The organism is Glycomyces halotolerans, from assembly GCF_054779575.1.
The window spans coordinates 34885-50761 of record NZ_BAAGXZ010000005.1; the positions used below are offsets into that span (position 1 = coordinate 34885).

At 70.2% G+C, this 15877-nt stretch carries 26 protein-coding genes; 1 reads left to right on the plus strand and 25 read right to left on the minus strand.

From position 1 onward, the window contains the following. From ACYVL2_RS06260 to ACYVL2_RS06355, 20 genes are all read right to left on the minus strand, one after another. Positions 1-1551 (minus strand): phage portal protein, encoded by a 1551-nt coding sequence (locus tag ACYVL2_RS06260; protein WP_460541324.1) that lies wholly within the window; start codon positions 1549-1551, stop codon positions 1-3. After that, positions 1535-2779: a PBSX family phage terminase large subunit gene (locus ACYVL2_RS06265; RefSeq protein ID WP_460541326.1), complete on the minus strand. Its 1245-nt coding sequence runs from the start codon at positions 2777-2779 to the stop codon at positions 1535-1537. Before ACYVL2_RS06265 ends, ACYVL2_RS06260 begins: the two co-directional genes overlap by 17 nt. After that, a complete protein-coding gene (locus ACYVL2_RS06270) occupies positions 2754-3263 on the minus strand; it encodes a hypothetical protein (protein WP_460541328.1) in 510 nt (169 codons plus the stop codon). Before ACYVL2_RS06270 ends, ACYVL2_RS06265 begins: the two co-directional genes overlap by 26 nt. An 18-nt stretch (positions 3264-3281) precedes the next feature. Then, a complete protein-coding gene (locus ACYVL2_RS06275) occupies positions 3282-3767 on the minus strand; it encodes a PH domain-containing protein (RefSeq protein WP_460541330.1) in 486 nt (161 codons plus the stop codon). Between the two features lie 161 nt (positions 3768-3928). Continuing rightward, a complete protein-coding gene (locus ACYVL2_RS06280) occupies positions 3929-4228 on the minus strand; it encodes a hypothetical protein (protein ID WP_460541332.1) in 300 nt (99 codons plus the stop codon). After that, positions 4225-5154: a hypothetical protein gene (locus ACYVL2_RS06285; protein WP_460541334.1), complete on the minus strand. Its 930-nt coding sequence runs from the start codon at positions 5152-5154 to the stop codon at positions 4225-4227. The genes ACYVL2_RS06280 and ACYVL2_RS06285 overlap by 4 nt, the downstream gene beginning before the upstream one ends. Before the next feature lie 54 nt (positions 5155-5208). After that, a complete protein-coding gene (locus tag ACYVL2_RS06290; protein ID WP_460541336.1) occupies positions 5209-5415 on the minus strand; it encodes a hypothetical protein in 207 nt (68 codons plus the stop codon). After that, on the minus strand, positions 5412-5813 hold the full coding sequence (locus ACYVL2_RS06295) for a hypothetical protein (RefSeq protein WP_460541338.1): 402 nt from the start codon (positions 5811-5813) through the stop codon (positions 5412-5414). The genes ACYVL2_RS06290 and ACYVL2_RS06295 overlap by 4 nt, the downstream gene beginning before the upstream one ends. Before the next feature lie 179 nt (positions 5814-5992). Then, positions 5993-6436 (minus strand): hypothetical protein, encoded by a 444-nt coding sequence (locus ACYVL2_RS06300; protein WP_460541340.1) that lies wholly within the window; start codon positions 6434-6436, stop codon positions 5993-5995. After that, positions 6433-6972 carry a hypothetical protein gene (locus ACYVL2_RS06305; RefSeq protein WP_460541342.1) on the minus strand — a complete coding sequence of 180 codons (540 nt, stop codon included), beginning with the start codon at positions 6970-6972 and terminating at the stop codon, positions 6433-6435. Before ACYVL2_RS06305 ends, ACYVL2_RS06300 begins: the two co-directional genes overlap by 4 nt. After that, positions 6969-7556 carry an HIT family protein gene (locus ACYVL2_RS06310; protein ID WP_460541344.1) on the minus strand — a complete coding sequence of 196 codons (588 nt, stop codon included), beginning with the start codon at positions 7554-7556 and terminating at the stop codon, positions 6969-6971. Before ACYVL2_RS06310 ends, ACYVL2_RS06305 begins: the two co-directional genes overlap by 4 nt. Further along, complete coding sequence (locus ACYVL2_RS06315) at positions 7553-7921, minus strand: hypothetical protein (protein WP_460541345.1); 369 nt, start codon at positions 7919-7921, stop codon at positions 7553-7555. Before ACYVL2_RS06315 ends, ACYVL2_RS06310 begins: the two co-directional genes overlap by 4 nt. Then, a complete protein-coding gene (locus ACYVL2_RS06320) occupies positions 7918-8100 on the minus strand; it encodes a hypothetical protein (protein ID WP_460541347.1) in 183 nt (60 codons plus the stop codon). The genes ACYVL2_RS06315 and ACYVL2_RS06320 overlap by 4 nt, the downstream gene beginning before the upstream one ends. After that, complete coding sequence (locus ACYVL2_RS06325) at positions 8093-9415, minus strand: hypothetical protein (protein WP_460541349.1); 1323 nt, start codon at positions 9413-9415, stop codon at positions 8093-8095. Before ACYVL2_RS06325 ends, ACYVL2_RS06320 begins: the two co-directional genes overlap by 8 nt. Next, positions 9408-9749 (minus strand): hypothetical protein, encoded by a 342-nt coding sequence (locus ACYVL2_RS06330; protein ID WP_460541351.1) that lies wholly within the window; start codon positions 9747-9749, stop codon positions 9408-9410. Before ACYVL2_RS06330 ends, ACYVL2_RS06325 begins: the two co-directional genes overlap by 8 nt. After that, positions 9742-10104, minus strand: coding sequence for a hypothetical protein (locus tag ACYVL2_RS06335; RefSeq protein ID WP_460541353.1), 363 nt, complete (start codon positions 10102-10104; stop codon positions 9742-9744). Before ACYVL2_RS06335 ends, ACYVL2_RS06330 begins: the two co-directional genes overlap by 8 nt. Positions 10105-10106: 2 nt before the next feature. Continuing rightward, positions 10107-10406 carry a hypothetical protein gene (locus tag ACYVL2_RS06340; protein WP_460541355.1) on the minus strand — a complete coding sequence of 100 codons (300 nt, stop codon included), beginning with the start codon at positions 10404-10406 and terminating at the stop codon, positions 10107-10109. Beyond that, positions 10403-10933 (minus strand): hypothetical protein, encoded by a 531-nt coding sequence (locus ACYVL2_RS06345; protein ID WP_460541357.1) that lies wholly within the window; start codon positions 10931-10933, stop codon positions 10403-10405. Before ACYVL2_RS06345 ends, ACYVL2_RS06340 begins: the two co-directional genes overlap by 4 nt. Next, positions 10930-11724: a hypothetical protein gene (locus ACYVL2_RS06350; protein ID WP_460541359.1), complete on the minus strand. Its 795-nt coding sequence runs from the start codon at positions 11722-11724 to the stop codon at positions 10930-10932. Before ACYVL2_RS06350 ends, ACYVL2_RS06345 begins: the two co-directional genes overlap by 4 nt. Further along, entirely contained in the window at positions 11702-12244 is a 543-nt protein-coding gene (locus ACYVL2_RS06355) for a RusA family crossover junction endodeoxyribonuclease (RefSeq protein WP_460541361.1), read from the minus strand. The genes ACYVL2_RS06350 and ACYVL2_RS06355 overlap by 23 nt, the downstream gene beginning before the upstream one ends. A 100-nt stretch (positions 12245-12344) precedes the next feature. Here ACYVL2_RS06355 and ACYVL2_RS06360 point away from each other — a divergent pair, with 100 nt between their 5' ends. Next, the gene (locus tag ACYVL2_RS06360; protein ID WP_460541363.1) at positions 12345-12662 is read left to right on the plus strand and encodes a hypothetical protein; all 318 of its coding nucleotides are present in this window, start codon (positions 12345-12347) and stop codon (positions 12660-12662) included. 127 nt (positions 12663-12789) lie between these two features. On the opposite strand, the gene ACYVL2_RS06365 is transcribed toward ACYVL2_RS06360, so the two are convergent. The 5 genes from ACYVL2_RS06365 to ACYVL2_RS06385 are packed head-to-tail and all read right to left on the minus strand — an operon-like array spanning position 12790 to position 15875. Then, on the minus strand, positions 12790-13188 hold the full coding sequence (locus ACYVL2_RS06365) for a hypothetical protein (RefSeq protein WP_460541365.1): 399 nt from the start codon (positions 13186-13188) through the stop codon (positions 12790-12792). Beyond that, positions 13185-13649 (minus strand): HNH endonuclease, encoded by a 465-nt coding sequence (locus tag ACYVL2_RS06370; RefSeq protein ID WP_460541367.1) that lies wholly within the window; start codon positions 13647-13649, stop codon positions 13185-13187. Before ACYVL2_RS06370 ends, ACYVL2_RS06365 begins: the two co-directional genes overlap by 4 nt. Next, positions 13646-14491, minus strand: coding sequence for a recombinase family protein (locus tag ACYVL2_RS06375; protein ID WP_460541369.1), 846 nt, complete (start codon positions 14489-14491; stop codon positions 13646-13648). Before ACYVL2_RS06375 ends, ACYVL2_RS06370 begins: the two co-directional genes overlap by 4 nt. Then, positions 14488-15489 (minus strand): YqaJ viral recombinase family nuclease, encoded by a 1002-nt coding sequence (locus ACYVL2_RS06380; protein ID WP_460541371.1) that lies wholly within the window; start codon positions 15487-15489, stop codon positions 14488-14490. Before ACYVL2_RS06380 ends, ACYVL2_RS06375 begins: the two co-directional genes overlap by 4 nt. Further along, positions 15489-15875: a hypothetical protein gene (locus ACYVL2_RS06385; protein ID WP_460541373.1), complete on the minus strand. Its 387-nt coding sequence runs from the start codon at positions 15873-15875 to the stop codon at positions 15489-15491. Before ACYVL2_RS06385 ends, ACYVL2_RS06380 begins: the two co-directional genes overlap by 1 nt. Positions 15876-15877 lie beyond the last annotated feature (2 nt).

Here is a 15877-nt window from a genome sequence, read left to right on the forward strand (position 1 = left end):
CTACTCCTCGGGCTCCCCGGAGGGGATGCCGAAGGACTCGACGTCCGGGACGCGCTGGGCGTCGCGCTCGGAGGTGATCGCGTCGGCCTCGTTGTCGATGTCCTCTTTCTCCCAGTCGGGGTGGACGAGGGAGACGAGGGTCCGGGTCGAGGCGGCTTCGGCGGCGCGGAGGAGCGACGCCGTTTCGGCGAGGATCTTGGGGTCCTCGGAAATGGAGTCGGCGAACTCGACATCGGGCCGGAACGGATCCACAGCGCCGGGGAGGCCCGCGGCGCGTTCGACGGCGGTGTGGATCTCCATGTAGCCGGCCAGGCGGGGCCGCCAGATCCCGATCCTGCGGTCGCCGGTCAGGAACGACATGCGTTCTCTGGAGCGGGTCTCGGTGGCGGTCATCTGGGCGCCCTCGGGTGGGTCGCCGACGGTTGCCGAGGAGAGCCCGGCGTGGCGGAGGATGAGCTCTTGGAGCGCGTCGATGGTCGCGCGGTGCTCCTCGAAGCGGATCGCGAACTGTGTGGCGGTGAGCGGGCTGGTGCCCATCTGGTCGGGGAGCGCGTTGACGGTCGAGTAGATCTCCTGCTCGGCGTCCCACGCGGCGCCGTTCCCGGCCCCGAGGTCGGAGAGCATGACGTCGGGGACGATCACGCGGCCTTTGCCCAATCGGAGGTCGCGCATCCATGAGGTCCAGGCTTCGTCGATGGCGTCGAACCACTGCTCCGCGCCGGAGAAGTCGCTTCGTCCGAAGTACTTGAGTGTCGGGTCGGTTCTCCACTGCCGTTGGGGGCCGTCGTTGGGGACGCGGACGACGTCGAGCCCGTCGAGGCCGGTGTCCTGGCCGCCGTCGGCGTCGACGTCGGGGAGCATGCCCTCGGGCAGCTCGGCCAGGGGGACGACGGAGCCGTTGCGGTCCGGTGTGCCGTCCCGCAGCTCGTAGGTGATCCGTCCGCGCTCGTGGTGCTCGAACAGGCGGCGGACGTCGTTGCCGTTGCGGTCGACCTCGGACCAGAACGTCACCTCCACCAGGCGGCCCCAGCGGATGAGGGGGAGCGCGCCGTCGGCCTGGACGATCGTGGGGATAGCGCCGTCGGGTGCCACGTCGCGGTCGATGACGGGGCGGAGGTAGACGTCCCCGAACGCGCTGGCGGCTTCGGCGGCGCCGTGGAGGAACGAGTGCAGGCCCTGCTCTTCGAGCTTCGCGATGCGGTCCTGGGCGCCTTCGCTCTCGGAGGTGAACGTCGGGGGCTCGGAGAACAAGAGCTTCGCGGCCGTCGAGGCGAGGTCGGCGGGCAACGGCATGTGGAGGCGGGTGTCCCGCTCGCCGGGTTTGACGGGGTTGCCCCACAGCCAGCGGGAGAGTCTCCCGACGATGCCGCCGCGGTACTGGCCGGGGTGGTTGCGGACGCTCGGCGGTCCCGTAGTGGAGGTGCCGCGGTTGGAGTAGACCTCGCGGAGCCGGTCCGGGTCGCCGGCGTAGAGCGCGTCCCAGTCGCGGTAGGAGGCGTACGCGTCCCGGTAGGGCTTGGGCGGCCAGGGGCCCTCAGTAGGCATCGGCATGGTCTCTGGCTCCCTTCCTGATGAGGTTGCGCCAGAGCGCCTCTGTGGTGTGGAGGCCGTAGCGGAGGGCGTCGAGGCCGTGGTCGTCGGCTTTGATGGGCTTGTCCTCGCCCTTCTCGGCCGCGTCGGAGTCCCACGAGTAGCCGGGGAACTCGTCGAGGAGGCCCTTGCAGGTCTTGCGGATTCTCAGCGCGTCGAGTGCGAGGAGCTTCGCTACCGACTGGATGCCGTTGAGGACTTCGTTGTCGCCGGCGGCGGTGGGCACGCGGCGGTCGAGGAACTCGTTTCGCAGCGGGAGTGCCGAGGGGTCGACGACAACCCACTTCGGTTTGTCGGGGCCGAGCCATTCGATGATGCTGTCGGCGTATTGGGCGACGGTCATCTGTCCGAGCGCGAGCTTGGCGTCGTGCCGCCATTCGTCGGTGACGTACAGGCGCCCCTGTGCGAGGCCGATTCTCACGGCGTGGGTGGGGTTGTTCATGCCCCAGTCGATGCCGGCGGCGATCCACCGCTCGATGGGTGGGATGTCGGTGACGACGTGGCGGTCCTCGTCGAACATGTCGTACACGGCGCCTTCGGCCAGGCACCAGTCGCCGAGGATGAACCGCCGGTACCAGAGCCCGGTGTATTCGGCTTTGAGGTTGGCGACATAGGCCGGGTCGAGGGCGGGGTTGTCGTCGAGGCGGAACTTCCAGGAACGGAGGTCGAGCTCGCCGGCGCGGAGGAGGTATTTCTTGCGGGCCCAGTGCATGGGCCCGTCGGGGTTGGTCGTGGCGAACAGTTTCGCGCCGGGGACCGAGAGGCGGGCGAGGAGCTGGGCGAAGAACTCCTCGGGGAGGAGCGTGAGTTCGTCGACGTAGGCGCCCGCGGCGGTGAGGCCTCGGAGGCGGCCTTCTGATCGGGCGTCGTTGGCGGTGATGATCTCGATGTGGCGGCCGAGGATCGTGGCCGAGGAGGCGCCGCGGGTGTACTTGATCAGTCGGGCGGCCGTGCCGGTGATGGCCGGGTCCATGAGGGGCCCGAACACGTTCCGGTACACGGTGTCGAGGGTCTTGCCGCAGACGATGAGGGCGCCGCCGCGGGGGGCTTGGCGGACGAAGATCAGCCAGCGCAGCAGCGACGCGATCGTCTTGCCGCTTCTGACCGCGCCTTCCCAGATGTTGATGCGCGCGTTCGCGTGGGCGATGGACCGCTCTTGGAGCTCACCCAGTCTCGGGGCTGTCGCCATGCCTGTCGATCAGGTCGTCGAGGAGGCTGTCGAGGAGCGAGCCGACCGTTTCGGCGCCGGTGTCGGCGTCGACCTTCTCGAGGACGACGTGCTTATCGATCGCGGTCGCTGCGGTGATCATGAGGTTCCGCAGGTCGCCGGTCGGGGGCTTGTCGAGGAGGTGCTCGTTGTAGGAGTTCTCTTTGCCGCCGAAGCTGTGCGCGAGGTGCGGCCGGTCCATCTGGTCGAGAAGCTGCCCGGCTTTCTTCAACATGCGCGAGGAGAGCTCGGCGCGGCGGGCGCGGTTGTCGGCCTGGCGGGCTTCGGTGGCGTTTTTCGTTTCGGTCCGGTCGAACGGCTGGTCCAACCGGGCCTCGTCGGCGATGCGGGAGACGGTCGCGGGCCCGACGTGGTGCTTGCGGGCGATGGCGTTGCGGGAGAGCTTGCCGGACTCGATGTCCTTGAGGATCTCGGCGCGCTTGTCGTCGGGGATGCGGGGAGGCATGTGCACCTCCCCGTGTGGCTACTGGAGGAGTCGGGCGGCCTGCTGGTCGTACTGTTCGCGGGTGATGAGGCCCTGGTTGAGGAGTGCGGCGAGTTTGGTGAGCTCGTCGGCGGCCGAGGCGGTCGGCGCTGCGGTCGCTTGAGGTTGGCCGCCTTGGGTGCGCTGGCGGATGAGGGCGGCGAGCGCGTTGGGGTCGCCGTCGACGATGCCGCGGATGTGGATGTCGTTCTCCGAGGAGTGGACGGTGAAGTTGTGGCCGCCGACGGTCTTGCCGGTCTCGACGGAGGTCACGGAGGTGTAGTTGATGGAGGCCATCTCGTGGCCGCCGAGCTTCTTGACGTACAGGACGATGCGGCCGTTGGTGGCGATGAGCGCGCCCATGCGGGGGACGGACTGGTGGAACAGCTTGGATTCGGCGAGGCCGAGGACGGCGCCGAGGCTCTGTTCGCCGGGCTGGAGGTGTGGTTGCGCTTGGGAGAGGAGTTTCTCGAGCTTTTTACCCATCGTGACAGGGTACTAGCGTGATGCCATGTGGACATCCTCTGTTCGGGTGACCGCCGGGCCTATGGCGTCCCGGCGGTCTTCGATCCCCCGAAATGACGCGGGGCCGAGGCGCATTGCGCTCGACCCTACGATTGACACCCTTTCACATTATCTTGCCATTGTCAAGACTCTGCCCGATCCTCGTCGACGTAGTCCACTGCGACCGCAGAGCCGTCGATTGCGCTGGCGGCGTAGGCGTACTCCCACTGCCCAGCGGCGAGGATCAGGCCGGGGAACTTCTCTTGGTGCTCTGGGTTGCGGCTGTGGGATATGGAGTGGAGCGCGCCGGAGTCGTCAACTTCGAGCGAGTCGGCGTGAACGGAGGCCTGACGGCCGTCCGGGAGACCGATCTTCCAGAAGAGGTCGCCGTAATCGGAGCTGCCTTCGCCGTGGCTCATGCCGTTGACCAGGTTTGATGTCATGCTGCCTCGCTCCCTGCTGGCGCGTCTCGCGCCGCTGCCTGTTTGACCTCGTTCATTATGGCCTGTTGGTGTAGCGAGCGAGCGACACCGAGCGGGTAGACGGGGCGGCCATTCGCATCTTTGCCGCGTGCCCGGAGTTTCTGGCGGTGGACCCAGTTGTAGACGTTCTGGACCTTGAGTTCTTGCCCGGTGGCGGCGGTGAGGATGCGGGCGATCGATATCGCGGTGAAGGTGAGGTGGTCGGCGCGGGCCATGAGCGCATCTTTCCGGCGGGCGACGTCGTAGGACTCGCGGCATTCGGGGCAGCGCGCGAAACTGGCCTCCTGGTGTGCCCTGATGTGCCCTGAGCATCCGTCGGTGTCGCACTGCCCGAGGCTGATCATGGGGGGCGGGGAGTCGACGGCCCGCCCGAGGTCCACCGCTACTCGCGAGATTTCGTCGAATGCCCTGGGGCCCCAGTCGCGGTGTGCGATCCACCCGAGCCGGGCCTGGAGGTATCTGGCGATGTCGGCGAGGGGGATCTGTCGGTGTGGGGCGAGGACGATCGCCCTGCAGGAGGAGTGAGCACACCAGGTCTCGGAAGCGCGTCGGCAGATCGGGCCCGCGGACGGGTTCGGGGCCGGGAATGCCTCCTCGATCGTGGATCCGCGGCCGTCGACGACCCGCCGCACCCATGTGGTCAACGTGTTGCGGAGCCGGTGGCCGACGTCGCTCGCGTGCAGGTTGACCGGGAGGGGCGTCTCTGCTGAGGCCCTGCCGCCGGTCCCTGCCGATACCCGGTCCTGCCTCGTGAGGGTCGTTTCCAGCTCGGAGGCCATCTCGGCGACCCAGGCCAGGTTGGTTTCGGTCTGGTCGACGCAGGCGGCGCAGCAGTATGCGCCGTCGGCGACGGGGCGGCCGTCGCGCTGGCAGGTGGTCTCGGTCACGGTGTCCTCCTGGATTCCTGGCTATGTAGCGCTGGGGGTCGCATGTCTATTCGTCTAGTGGAACTTGGGGTTCTTCGGCCAGCGCTTCGGCGGCCCGGTCGTCGGCGGCTTCGGCTCCTCGGTGACCGCGAAGGCGTCGCGCATCGCGGCGTCGAACGCTTCGAGGTGGGGCCGCAGCTCCTCGAACATCGCGCGGATCTGCTCGATCCACGCCTCGCCGGACGCGGTGAGGAGCTCTTCGGCGGTGGGCTCGTCGGTCATGAGGTCCCTTTCATGGCGCCTCGGAGGCGGGCGAGCATCCCCTTCTTCGAGGTCTGCTCGGGTGGTGCGTCGACGGCGATCTGGGGCGTGAGCGCGTGCGCGCCCTCGTGGCCGGCTGGCCGGGGGCATCCGCCGTCGGCGGTGCTGCGGTGGTGCTCGCTCGCGTACGCCCCGCACCGGGGAGGTTCGGCGGTCTCCTGGGCGGGCATGGTGACCCCGCCGTCGGGGTGCGGGACGATCCGCGACTCCGGGTGTTGACCCATCCGCCACTCGGGGCGGGCCGGTACCGGCAGCGCGTCCAGGCCCTGACCCATGTAGTGGTATTGGCAGGTCATCGAGCAGTAGTCGAGTGACGGGCCGGTCTCGGTGACCGGGGCCCCGCACGGGCATGTGGTCATCGCTGCTCCCTTCGGTTGTGGGCGGCCCCGGTGAGGGGGCCGCCCGGGTGGCTACTGGGTGGTCTCGCATGTGCATCGACGGCCGGTCGCTATCGGGCAGCGCGGGCGGTGCCACCACCGGCCTGTGCGGCTCGGGTAGAGCGTCGACGGCGGGGCGATGATGTACGTGCGGTCGCGCATCAGTCGCTCCCCTCGGCCTGGCGCTCGGCGGCGCGGAGGGCGATCCCCGCTGCCTCCCTGATGCCGCGGATACGGCCGGACACATGCGGAAGTCGAGGGTCGTCGAGAGCGACGGTCCACTCGGCGTGCTTGGCGATGTCCTTGCTGACCAGCTTCAGCGCCTCGGCCTCGATGACCGGCCGGACGGCGGCGACCACGGCGCGGGCCTGGTGGGCCTCGGCGTCGGATCGGAGCGGCACCACGAGCGCGCCGTCCTCGTCGCAGGAGCAGGCGAACCCGAACTCCTCGTCGATGTACTCGATCTGGTGGCCGTCCAGCGCCTCGGCGGCGGCCTGCTCGGCGCTGGACATGGGGGCTGCACCAGCCGCTGGCTGGTTCAGGTCGCCCTGAACGTCGCGGGTCGTGTTCAGGTCCCCGGCGGTTTCCTTGAATGCGTCGGTCATCGGGTGGGGCCCTCTCGGTGCTCGGCGAGATCGGCGACCAGCCCTCGGGCTTTGTCCTCTGGCAGGTTCAGCGGGCCGCGCAGGAACTTGAGGTAATCGGTGTCGAGCGGTACTGTCGCGGCGACGAGCAGGACGTTCACCGCGTGGTCCATCGCTTCAGCGGGCGACCACTGGGTGAGTGGGTCGCCGCCGATGTCGATGCGGACGTACGGTTCCCGGTCTCGCTGGGCGATGATCGGCACGATGCGGGCGCCGCCGGGGAGTTCGACACCCGCCCACCGATCGCCCATGATGTCGCCGACCGTGGGGGCGGCGTGCGCGTCGTCGACGCCGATCGTGGTGAGCTGCTTCAGGACAGCGGCTCCGTATTCGGCGCAGGCGACGGCCTTGGTCACCTCACGGACGTAGGCCCGAGCCAGCGGTGCTCCTAGTGCGGTGGACTGGTCGGGCGTGTAGTGGATGCCGACGGTGTAGGAGCCGTCGGGCATCAGCTCGGACTCGACCCATGTGGCGTTCTCGTAGTCGCGTTCGGTCATCGTGATCTCTCTCCTTCGTTGTGAGCGCGGTCGAGGGTGGCGGCGGTGGTGTCCTCGTCCAGGTCTTGCGCGGTGGAGCGGAGGGCTCGTGCGGCCTCGGCCCATCCCTCGGCGCGGTGGTAGGCCACGGCGTCGGGTGCGGTGGCTTTGCGGGTGGCGGCGATCCCGTCGAGGGAGTCGGCCGCCTCCCGGTAGTGGACGGGGCGGGCGGCCTCGCGGTCGGTCTGGCCCGTCCACGGCAGCGCCAGGCCGTCGCCCTCGCAGCGCGGCACCAGATGCACGTGGAGGTGGCCGACCGTCTGCGTCGCAGCTGCACCCTTGCTGGTGATGAGGTTCCAGTCGTTGTGCGGCAGCGTGTTCGCAAGCGATGCGGCCCGCGCCATGACCGCCGAGGTCACGACGAGGTTCTGGGCGAAGTCGACGGCGTGCATAGCCGGGGCGACGAGGACGTGCCCCGGCGTGACCGGGGCCAGCGGTTTGAACGCGATCGCTTCAGGCCACTCAGCGACGTACTCAGCGGGTGCCTCGTGGCGAACGATCTTGCAGAACACGCAGTTGCGCGGGTCGGTGGTGTCAGCGCTCATCGCTCGCCCCTGTCCTGTCGTGCCTGCGCGACGATCGCGTCAGTGTCGAGTCCGAGCGCGCGGCCCCGGGCGACGGCCCGCGCCAGGTCGTCGTCCGTGCCGTGGATGGCGTCGTAATGGATGTGGTTGCTCGTGAGGTACTGCGCCGTGCAGTAGTCGCCGAAGATCGAGTGCTCGCCTCGCGCTGCCCCGTGGACGGTGTCCTCGCCGGGCTCCATACCGTGGTTCAGCTCCAGCAGGTGGCCGTTGGGTTCGGTGGTGCCGCAGCGGGGGCAGGTGGCCGGCTGGTCTGCGAGCCGGTCGCGCTCCTGCTGTGCGTCGTACTCGCCGAACAGGTCGGGCTGGACAGGTGCCTCAGCGCTCATCGGTCCTCCTCGTAGCAGTTGGTTTCGTCGATCGAGACCAGCCGGAGCGCTTCGCCGGGGTGCATCAACTCGGCCGACCCGTAGGAGCGCACTTCGGCTTCAGCCGCTTCGGGGGATTCGGCTTCGACTTCGTAGGAGACCCGCACTGTGGCGTCGACCCAGTAGGCGCGTTCAGACATCGGTGCCGCCTCCGATCAGGCCGACCAGTTCGGCGGCGGCCAGCACCTCAGCCGGAGACGGATCGGCGAGCCGGACGCGGTGCTTCCCGCCGAACACTTCGACGCTCCACGCGAACGGCTGCGGGTTCCCGCGCTCCACCCGGACGTATCCGGCGCGGCCACGGTTGGAGAACATCCAGCGGGCACCGTCGAAGGGAAAGCGCTCATAGCGGCGGACGAGTCCGGCGTCTTTGGCGGCGCGGATGAGGTCCCGCCATGTCGGCTCGGCGGGCTCGGTGTGGCACCAGCACCGGCACGGCGCGCTGCAGAATTTGCACTGCGACGGGATCTTCGCCCCGGCTGCTCCGGTGTCGCTCTGGCAGTACTGGTGCCCGGTGCGTCCGTCGGGGAGGACCATGTCGCCGTGGAGGCAGGACGTGGACAGGTAGTCGTGGCCCTCAGAACGTCCGTATGAGTCTCGCTCGCCCGTGCCCCTCCCCGTGTCGGGGCCGGTGGTGTCAGGGCCGGAGCGTGGACGCTGGGGCGTCTGGCGGGGGGTTCCCGGGGCCGCTGTGCGGTACGGGTTCTCCCGGGCCGGGTTGACCTTCGCACCGAATCCGGCGATCCCGATGTTGTCAGCGGAGGTCCGCTCGTCGCCGACGCCGAGTGCGTAACCCTCGTCCCAGCCGGCGGCCTTCGCCTGGACGAGCCGGTCGTCCTCGCAGTTGTCGCCATCGGCGCAGCCCCAGCCGATGATGTGCCCGAGGTAGTTCAGGTGGGCGACGCGCCTACCGCAGGCCGCGCACTTGAGCGCCTCCAGTTCGGTGATGCGGGCGTTCGCGGCGTTGAGCTTGGCGGCCAGGGCGTCGGCGCGGGCCACAGCAGCGCGGGTGACCCGGTCGATGTGCCCCAGGTGGTCGGCGGTGAGCGCGGCCAGCTTGGCGCGGAGCCGGTCGACCTCGTCGAGGAGGCGGGGGACGCCGCGCCACACGGCCTTGACCGCGTCCTCGAGGTACCCGGCGTCGGAGATCGTGCAGCACTGGACGATCGCCGGGCGGCTGTAGCCGGGGGTGTGGGTCTGCGCGTCGGCGATGAGCCGGACGAGGGTGAGCGCGTCGCCGATGCGGTAGGAAGCGCGGATCTTCTCGGCCCAGTCGGTGCCCTCGGCGCGGGTGTCGCCTGCTTCGCGGGCGGCCAGGCCGGCGAGCCCGTCGGAGCCGTTCTCGAGTTCGTCGCGGAGCGCGGCGGCCTCGGCCTTCGCCTTGGCGACCATCGCGGGGTCGACGGCGGTCTCAGGCTGGTGTGCGCGGTCGGCGGCGGGTGTCTGGTCAGGCATGGGTGGTGGTCCCTTCGAGGTCGGAGCGGAGTGCGCGGATCTGGTCGCGGACGTTGAGGGCGGCGGCCTGGATACCGGCGACGATCCAGGGGCCCTCAGTGGTCCCGCGCGTCTGGCGGGAGTTGAGCTCGGCGAGCTGGTCGAGCGAGGTTGCGGCCTGTTCGAGTGCGGCGATCGTGTAGTGCGGCTCGACGGCCTCGGCGACGGCGTCCGCGGTGGCCGTGGCGTGGTCGTAGCAGGGCAACGTTGTGGCGCAGGCGGCCAGGCCCTCCATGAGCGCGTTGTACGCCTCGTTCTGCACGGGAGTCGGCTCGGCGGGGGTGGGTTCAGGCATCGTCGGCCTCCTCGCCCAGCCCGAGGGCCCGCGCGGTCTTGCACGGCCAGATGGAGTCGCGGTATTCACGGTCGGAGTCGTGCGTCTCCAGATCGCCGCAGCGCTCGCAGACGTCGAAGAACGAGAGCCGATCGATGGGGAGGTCGAACCAGTCGGACGCTTCCTCCTCGTCGTCGAAGGAGCATTCGCCTTCAGGGTTGGTGTAGCGGCGCTCGGGCTTGTGCAACTTGGCGGCAGCGTCGAGCCGCGCCTGGGCGGCCTCCAGCTCGGACAGCAGCCCAGGCATGGCAGCCGCGACGATGGCGCGGGCGTCGGAGACGTTGGCGATCGCTTCGGGTGTCGGGTGGTCGGTCATGGTCAGTGCCTCTCGGGCTCGGTGTGGACAGGACGGGACAGGGCCTGAGCGCGCTTGACCTCAGCCAGGTACGCCATCAGCAGCTCGTGGGGGATGCGGTCACGGCAGTCCGGGCCGATCCCGAGCAGCCGCGACGTCCCGTCGGTGAGGCGGCGCGGGGGGAGCGGGCCGTAGCGGGCGTGCTTCGGGTACGGCCGGATGCCGCCGTAACGGGCGCGCCAGAACGTCCAGGCGTCGCCGCCGGGCTCGTCGGGCCCATCGGGGTCGAGCACGGCGTAGTAGCCGTCAGGGAGGGTTGTCATCGGTCGGTCCTCTCGGGGATCTGCTTGAACTGGGAGACGAGCCGGGACGGGTCGACGCGGGCGGCGTCGGAGAGCGGCCGGGTCGCTCGGGTGCGTTGCCCGGCGCGGTGAGCGGCGACGGCGTCGCGGAGCCGTTGCTCCTTCTCGGTGAGCTCCTCCTCGCGAGCCTGGGCGGCAGGGTGGCGCTTCGCCGCAGCGAGAGCCTCACGGACCCGCTGGGCACCGCGACGGGCCCGCACCGCGCGGTCCTCGTCGACGTCGTAGCGGCCAGGGATCGCACGGGCCGGGGCCGGCGCCGGAGGATTGGCGGACTGGAGGATCGCCAGCAGCTCCTCGCGGATCGCCGAGGGGAAGATCCACCGCTCACGCTTGGCGACGTTCGCCGTGGCTTCGCGGGCCTGGTCGAGGGTGGCCGGGACGTCGCCGAGGACGTCGAACCAGGCCGTAGCGGTGTACTCGTCGACCCGTTGCGCGGGTTGTAGTTGGGTCATGTAGGCGACCAGGTCGGTCACGTCAACGCGCCTCATGCTCGGCCCTCCAATGCGTCCATTTCGATGGCGCGCTGGCGTTCACGCGCCAAGATCGCGTGCTTTTCGTCGAGGGGGTTGCCGCCGCGGAGGGCGACGACGTTGCCGGGCCGGGCAGGGGCGGACTCCTGGGCGCGGCGCATCCAGTTCCGCCAGGTGGCGACCCAGTCCCGCTTCACACCCTTCTGGCCGGGAGCAGCCCGGAAGTAGTCGCAGAACTTCTCGTGCTCCGATTGGCCGATGTCGGGGGTCTCCCGGCGGGCCCACTCCCGCATGTCCTCGGTGACGTCGAACGGCTCGGGGAGTCGTGTGGCGCGCTTGCGCGTCGAGGGAGGCTTGTCCTCCCCCTCTCCGTTAGGAGAGGTATGGGTCGGGTCGGGTCGGGTCGGGGCAGACTTTTGCTTGCGCGCGTCGCTAGCCGAGCCCTGGCCGCCTCCTGGCAATTTGCTAGAGCTTTGCTTGGCCGCTTTCGCCCTTCCGCCCCTGCTCCCGGCCTCGGCACGGGCCGCACGGGTCTTCTTGACCCTCTCGGCGGAGGGTTGGTAGTCGGTCCAGTCACGGAACCGGTACCCGTCCTCGAACACTTCCCACAGGCCCCTGGAGAGGAGCTCGGAGACGGCCGTTTCTGGGTCGTCGCAGAGCCTTGCCGGGAGTTTGCTTGGCACTTTGCCATCGGTTAGGTTGCGCGCCGCCCAGCAGCCCGCGCGAACCCACAGGGCCACGGCGGCGTCGGGGGCGTCGAACACCTTCGGGTGGTCGTAGAACGAGTCATCCACCTTGAACCACGTCATGAGACAGCCCTTCTATATGTGGTGTGTGCTGGGGAGCGGCGAGGAGCGACCGGACGCGGATAATGGCGCCGGGCTCGTCGAGGGCGTCGGGATCGTCAGCGCCGGCGTAGACCTTCTCCAGGCGGCCGTACGCGACCACTCGGGAGTCATCACGCCAGACACCGGCGTCGGTCAAGGCGTCCTCGGTTGAGCGGGCCAACTTCGACAGGTCGGGGGCGACGGCCGGGGCCAGCGGCGCCGAGGCTTTCAGGACGCCCGCGTTCCGGCCGGTCCCGAAGTGGCTTCTCGGCCGGGCGAACGTGAACACCATGTCGGCGACGAGGGGCCCGTCGAGGAGCTCGACAGGCCGGGCGAGGACCGCGGCGTCGGCCACGGCCTTGCGCCAGGGCTTGACGCGCTTGGACTGCTCGATCAAGACCGCGCGCTCGCGGCCGTCGGCGCCGCGGCGGTGGCCCACGTACCGTTTCGACCCCTGCGCGGCTGGGAGCCCGTAGACGGTGAACTCGACGGAGTAACGCACTGGCGTCACCGTCCTGTCGTGCCTGCGCGATGATCGCGGCAGTGTCGAGGCCGAGCTGGCGGCCCCGAGCGACCGAGCGCGCCAGGCTCTCGTCCCGGTTGTGGACGACGTCGAAATGGATGTGGTTCGCCACGAGGTCTTGGGCCGTGCAGTAATCGCCGTAGGTCAGGTGTTCTCCTCGCGCCGCCCCGTGGATGGTGTCCTCGCCGGGCTCGGCGCCGTGGTTCTGGTACAGCAGGTGCCCGTTCGGTTCGGTTTCGCCGCAACGGGGACAGGTGGCGGGCTGCTCGGCGAGCCGGTCGCGTTCCTGCTGTGCGTCGTACTCGCCGAACAGGTCGGGCTGGACGAGGCTCATCGGCCACCTCCGAGGCGCCAGCGGACGTGCCACAGGCGGCAGTACGGGCAGCGCCGTATCTGAAGCTGCGACAGCCGCGCGGAGTGCTCACGCGCCAGCGCCCGACGGGGCCCCCGGGCGGCCTTGCGGGACCCGTAGGAGCGCAGGCCCCCCGAGGCCGGGCAGGTTGACAGCCAGCCCTGGAGGCCCATCACTCGACCTCCTTGGGCTCGAAATCTGTGCAGGCCGGCCACCAAGCGCGGCAGTCGGTCTGCGCCGAGGACGCCACCCGCGGGTAGCGGGTGAGCGTGTACGGGCGGCCTTCGGAGTTGACGCCGTGCTCCTCGTACGCGCCGTACAGGCACTTGGGGTACGACCGGTTGGCCGACGGCTCCCGAAATCGGCACTCGCCGCAAGTCCCGGTCCCGGCGGGGGCGAGCTTGAGGCCGCCGCCGGGGTTGACCTTCGACAGCGGGTGCCAGCCGCGTTCGATGTCGCGCTTTTGGCGGAGGGTGAGCCGCCGCCCGGCCGAGAGCTGCTCGGGCTCGGACCTGGTCGGGATCGGGTCGCGCCGGTACGGCTCGGCGTCGAACAGTCCAGGTGTGCTCATGCGGCAGCCTCGAGGTTGATCGCGGCGCGCAGCTCGTCCAGGCGTGTCAAAGCGGACCGGCCGCCGCCGTCGTCGAGGACGTACGGCGTCGTGTACTCCTCCAAGAGGTGCCCTTTGGTCGCGGCCGTCCACACCTGGACCGGGACCAGCCACGGCGACTGTGAGCGCCACAGGACCAGGCCGCGGGCGCGGGCCGCGATCGGATACTGTCCGAGCGCGCCGGCGCATTTGGTGCCCGAGGAGGCCACACCGCAGACGGCCACCAAGTTGGAGTCGCACAGGACGCGCGGGTCGTCGCCCTGCCCGGTGGCCGGCCGGGGGACGCGCAGGTGGATGTCCCACCGGGCGCGGCGGCCCCCGGCGACCTCGGCGCCGCACACGACGCACCGGCCGAGATCCCGCTCGAGGATGCGGGCGGCCTGCGCCGCGCTGATCTGGGACGTTCGGGCGTTCGATTTCACTGGTCCTCCTGTGGTGTCTCGTCACCGTCGACGTGCTCGCCCTCGATGTGCCGTGAGGCGTCGGTCGGGGACAGATCGGGGTTGACGTCGAGACGGACGGTCTCGTCGACGGCCAGGCCGCGTGAGAGGTCGGTCGCCTGCGGCATGTACTTGGCGACCTGGCGAGCCATGGTCTTCTCGGACATGGCCTCGTAGTGGTCCCGCCAGGGGCCCTTGTGCGGTTTGGCGGCGAACCGGTCGCGGTGGCTGTCCATCTGCGCCTTGGTCATCCACCGGAACGTGTAGCCGCCGTTCGCGAACTTGCCGACGGCGTAGAACGCGATCGGCTTGCCGCGGTCGCCGTCCATGAGCGGCTTGTGAATGATCCGGTCGGCGGTGCCGAGCTCGACCTCGAACAGGTCGTTCTCGTAGGCGGTGCGGGCGACCATGCCGGCGACGATCGGGGACCGGTGGGCGAGCTCGACGTATCCGCGGTAGCCGATGACGAGCTGTGCGACGTGTTCGCCCTTCGGTTTCCCCGAGGCGTTCTTCGGGCCGCCTTTACTGTTGAAGAACGGGACCAGCCAGGCTTGCCCGAGGACGCCGGGCCGGAGCGCGAGCTGCGCGATGTTCATCAGCCCGCCGAGGACCGACAGGCGGTTGCATTGGCCCAGTAGCGGTGTCGTCCGCAGCAGCCCGAACGCGTCGCGGATGAGCTGTGTCGCCTCGGCGCCGCGCGGCATGGCGGCCTGGAACTTCGGCTCCATGCCCGTGATCTCGTCGACCAGCGACGGCGGGGCCGGTGTCTGGGCGGCCTGGTCGCGCAGCTCGAGCGCGTCGGCCACAGTAGGCGCGGTGTTCACTTGATCTCCTTGACGCTGAACGCCCGGCCGCCGGGCTTGCGGTAGTCGCCGGGGTCGGGGGCGGGGATGTCCTCGGCCGCGAGCAGTTCGGCCAGGTCGGCGGCGTACCGCTTGTAGTCGACCGATCCGGCCTTGTTCGACCAGGACGCAACGACGTGGCCCTCGACCGTGCCTTTCGCGGCGTCGCCGATCAGCGCCTTGAGCTCGGCGCCGGCGGCCTCCTTCTCCGCCTTCGCGGCCTTCTCGCGTTCGCGCGCGGCCAGGTAGGTCTCCCAGTGCTCGGCCGCGTCGGTCCCGTCGAGGGCGACCTCCTCGGCCGTCGCGGACGGGTACAGCTCGGCGATGAGCGCGGCGTCGGCCGCCGACAGCGGCGGCTCGGCGCCGGCGACCACGTGCCGGTCCCACCACTCGCCGAGCTGCGAGACGAGCTTGAACTCGATCCCGGCGTCGCGCTCGATCGTGCGGCGGACCAGGCCCAGACCGGCGACGAGCCCGATCACCTCGACCGCGGGCGCGTCCATGACGTGCATGGACCACCGGCATTGGAACTCGTAGCCGAGAGGGACACGCTCGTCGGCCCACCCCGGCGGGGTGCCGAAACCGGATGCGAGCCCGGCGGTCTTGCACTCGACGAGGCGGCCGTCGGCCAAGACCCCATCGGGCGAGCAGCGGCGCCAATCGTGATCGGGGTGCGCGTAGGTGCGCGCCGGCGTCAGGTACACGGGCGCGTCGAGGACCGCCTCGGCCTGCCCGAGGAGCCATGGCTCCAGCGCGGTCCCCAGCGCGGCCGCCTCCGAGGGCGGCTCGCCGTCGAGCGGGCGCTCGCCGGTCTTCTCGCGCCACACGTCCCACGGCGACCGGTACCGGGAGAACCCGAGCGCGGCCGACACGTCCGACCCGCCCAGGCCCGACCGGCGCGCCTCGAGCCAGACGCCATCAGATGCGTCCCATCCGACCACGGGCACGGCCTTGAAGATCTCGTCAATCCAGGTCGCCATCAGAACGGCACCTCCGAAAGGTCGCGGCCGGTGGGGAAACCGACCACGCGCCCGGCCTCGATCGCGTCGGTGGCCTCGCGGGCGGTCGCGTACTCCCCGGCGTCGACCAGGTAGCGGGCGAGCGCGCGGGCGGCGCCGAACTGCTCGCCGAGCCTCAGCAGGCGCTCCTCGGCCTCGCCGTGGCCCTCTTCGGAGCGCTCTTTCGCTTCGAGGTAGTCGGCGATGAGGAGGGTCCGCAGCGGCGCCGGGCCGGGGCCGTGGCGGTCGTCCTCGCGGAGCCAGTCGGGGAGGGAGCTGCGCTCGGCGGCGATGGCGGCGTTGTCGGTCGCCTCGAACATCGCGTGCAGCTCGGGGACGGTCAGCGGGCGATTGCTGGTGTCGGTCATGG

What these genes read in the sequence shown, in the direction of transcription:
- ACYVL2_RS06290 (WP_460541336.1), bottom strand. Translation starts at nt 5,415, where the DNA reads ATGACCGACGAGCCCACCGCCGAAGAGCTCCTCACCGCGTCCGGCGAG.
- ACYVL2_RS06345 (WP_460541357.1), bottom strand. Translation starts at nt 10,933, where the DNA reads ATGAGGCGCGTTGACGTGACCGACCTGGTCGCCTACATGACCCAACTA.
- ACYVL2_RS06380 (WP_460541371.1), bottom strand. Translation starts at nt 15,489, where the DNA reads ATGGCGACCTGGATTGACGAGATCTTCAAGGCCGTGCCCGTGGTCGGA.
- ACYVL2_RS06385 (WP_460541373.1), bottom strand. Translation starts at nt 15,875, where the DNA reads ATGACCGACACCAGCAATCGCCCGCTGACCGTCCCCGAGCTGCACGCG.
- ACYVL2_RS06330 (WP_460541351.1), bottom strand. Translation starts at nt 9,749, where the DNA reads ATGCCTGAACCCACCCCCGCCGAGCCGACTCCCGTGCAGAACGAGGCG.
- ACYVL2_RS06340 (WP_460541355.1), bottom strand. Translation starts at nt 10,406, where the DNA reads ATGACAACCCTCCCTGACGGCTACTACGCCGTGCTCGACCCCGATGGG.
- ACYVL2_RS06260 (WP_460541324.1), bottom strand. Translation starts at nt 1,551, where the DNA reads ATGCCGATGCCTACTGAGGGCCCCTGGCCGCCCAAGCCCTACCGGGAC.
- ACYVL2_RS06335 (WP_460541353.1), bottom strand. Translation starts at nt 10,104, where the DNA reads ATGACCGACCACCCGACACCCGAAGCGATCGCCAACGTCTCCGACGCC.
- ACYVL2_RS06320 (WP_460541347.1), bottom strand. Translation starts at nt 8,100, where the DNA reads ATGTCTGAACGCGCCTACTGGGTCGACGCCACAGTGCGGGTCTCCTAC.
- ACYVL2_RS06325 (WP_460541349.1), bottom strand. Translation starts at nt 9,415, where the DNA reads ATGCCTGACCAGACACCCGCCGCCGACCGCGCACACCAGCCTGAGACC.
- ACYVL2_RS06280 (WP_460541332.1), bottom strand. Translation starts at nt 4,228, where the DNA reads ATGACATCAAACCTGGTCAACGGCATGAGCCACGGCGAAGGCAGCTCC.
- ACYVL2_RS06265 (WP_460541326.1), bottom strand. Translation starts at nt 2,779, where the DNA reads ATGGCGACAGCCCCGAGACTGGGTGAGCTCCAAGAGCGGTCCATCGCC.
- ACYVL2_RS06300 (WP_460541340.1), bottom strand. Translation starts at nt 6,436, where the DNA reads ATGACCGACGCATTCAAGGAAACCGCCGGGGACCTGAACACGACCCGC.
- ACYVL2_RS06295 (WP_460541338.1), bottom strand. Translation starts at nt 5,813, where the DNA reads ATGACCACATGCCCGTGCGGGGCCCCGGTCACCGAGACCGGCCCGTCA.
- ACYVL2_RS06350 (WP_460541359.1), bottom strand. Translation starts at nt 11,724, where the DNA reads ATGACGTGGTTCAAGGTGGATGACTCGTTCTACGACCACCCGAAGGTG.
- ACYVL2_RS06270 (WP_460541328.1), bottom strand. Translation starts at nt 3,263, where the DNA reads ATGCCTCCCCGCATCCCCGACGACAAGCGCGCCGAGATCCTCAAGGAC.
- ACYVL2_RS06305 (WP_460541342.1), bottom strand. Translation starts at nt 6,972, where the DNA reads ATGACCGAACGCGACTACGAGAACGCCACATGGGTCGAGTCCGAGCTG.
- ACYVL2_RS06310 (WP_460541344.1), bottom strand. Translation starts at nt 7,556, where the DNA reads ATGAGCGCTGACACCACCGACCCGCGCAACTGCGTGTTCTGCAAGATC.
- ACYVL2_RS06365 (WP_460541365.1), bottom strand. Translation starts at nt 13,188, where the DNA reads ATGAGCACACCTGGACTGTTCGACGCCGAGCCGTACCGGCGCGACCCG.
- ACYVL2_RS06275 (WP_460541330.1), bottom strand. Translation starts at nt 3,767, where the DNA reads ATGGGTAAAAAGCTCGAGAAACTCCTCTCCCAAGCGCAACCACACCTC.
- ACYVL2_RS06315 (WP_460541345.1), bottom strand. Translation starts at nt 7,921, where the DNA reads ATGAGCGCTGAGGCACCTGTCCAGCCCGACCTGTTCGGCGAGTACGAC.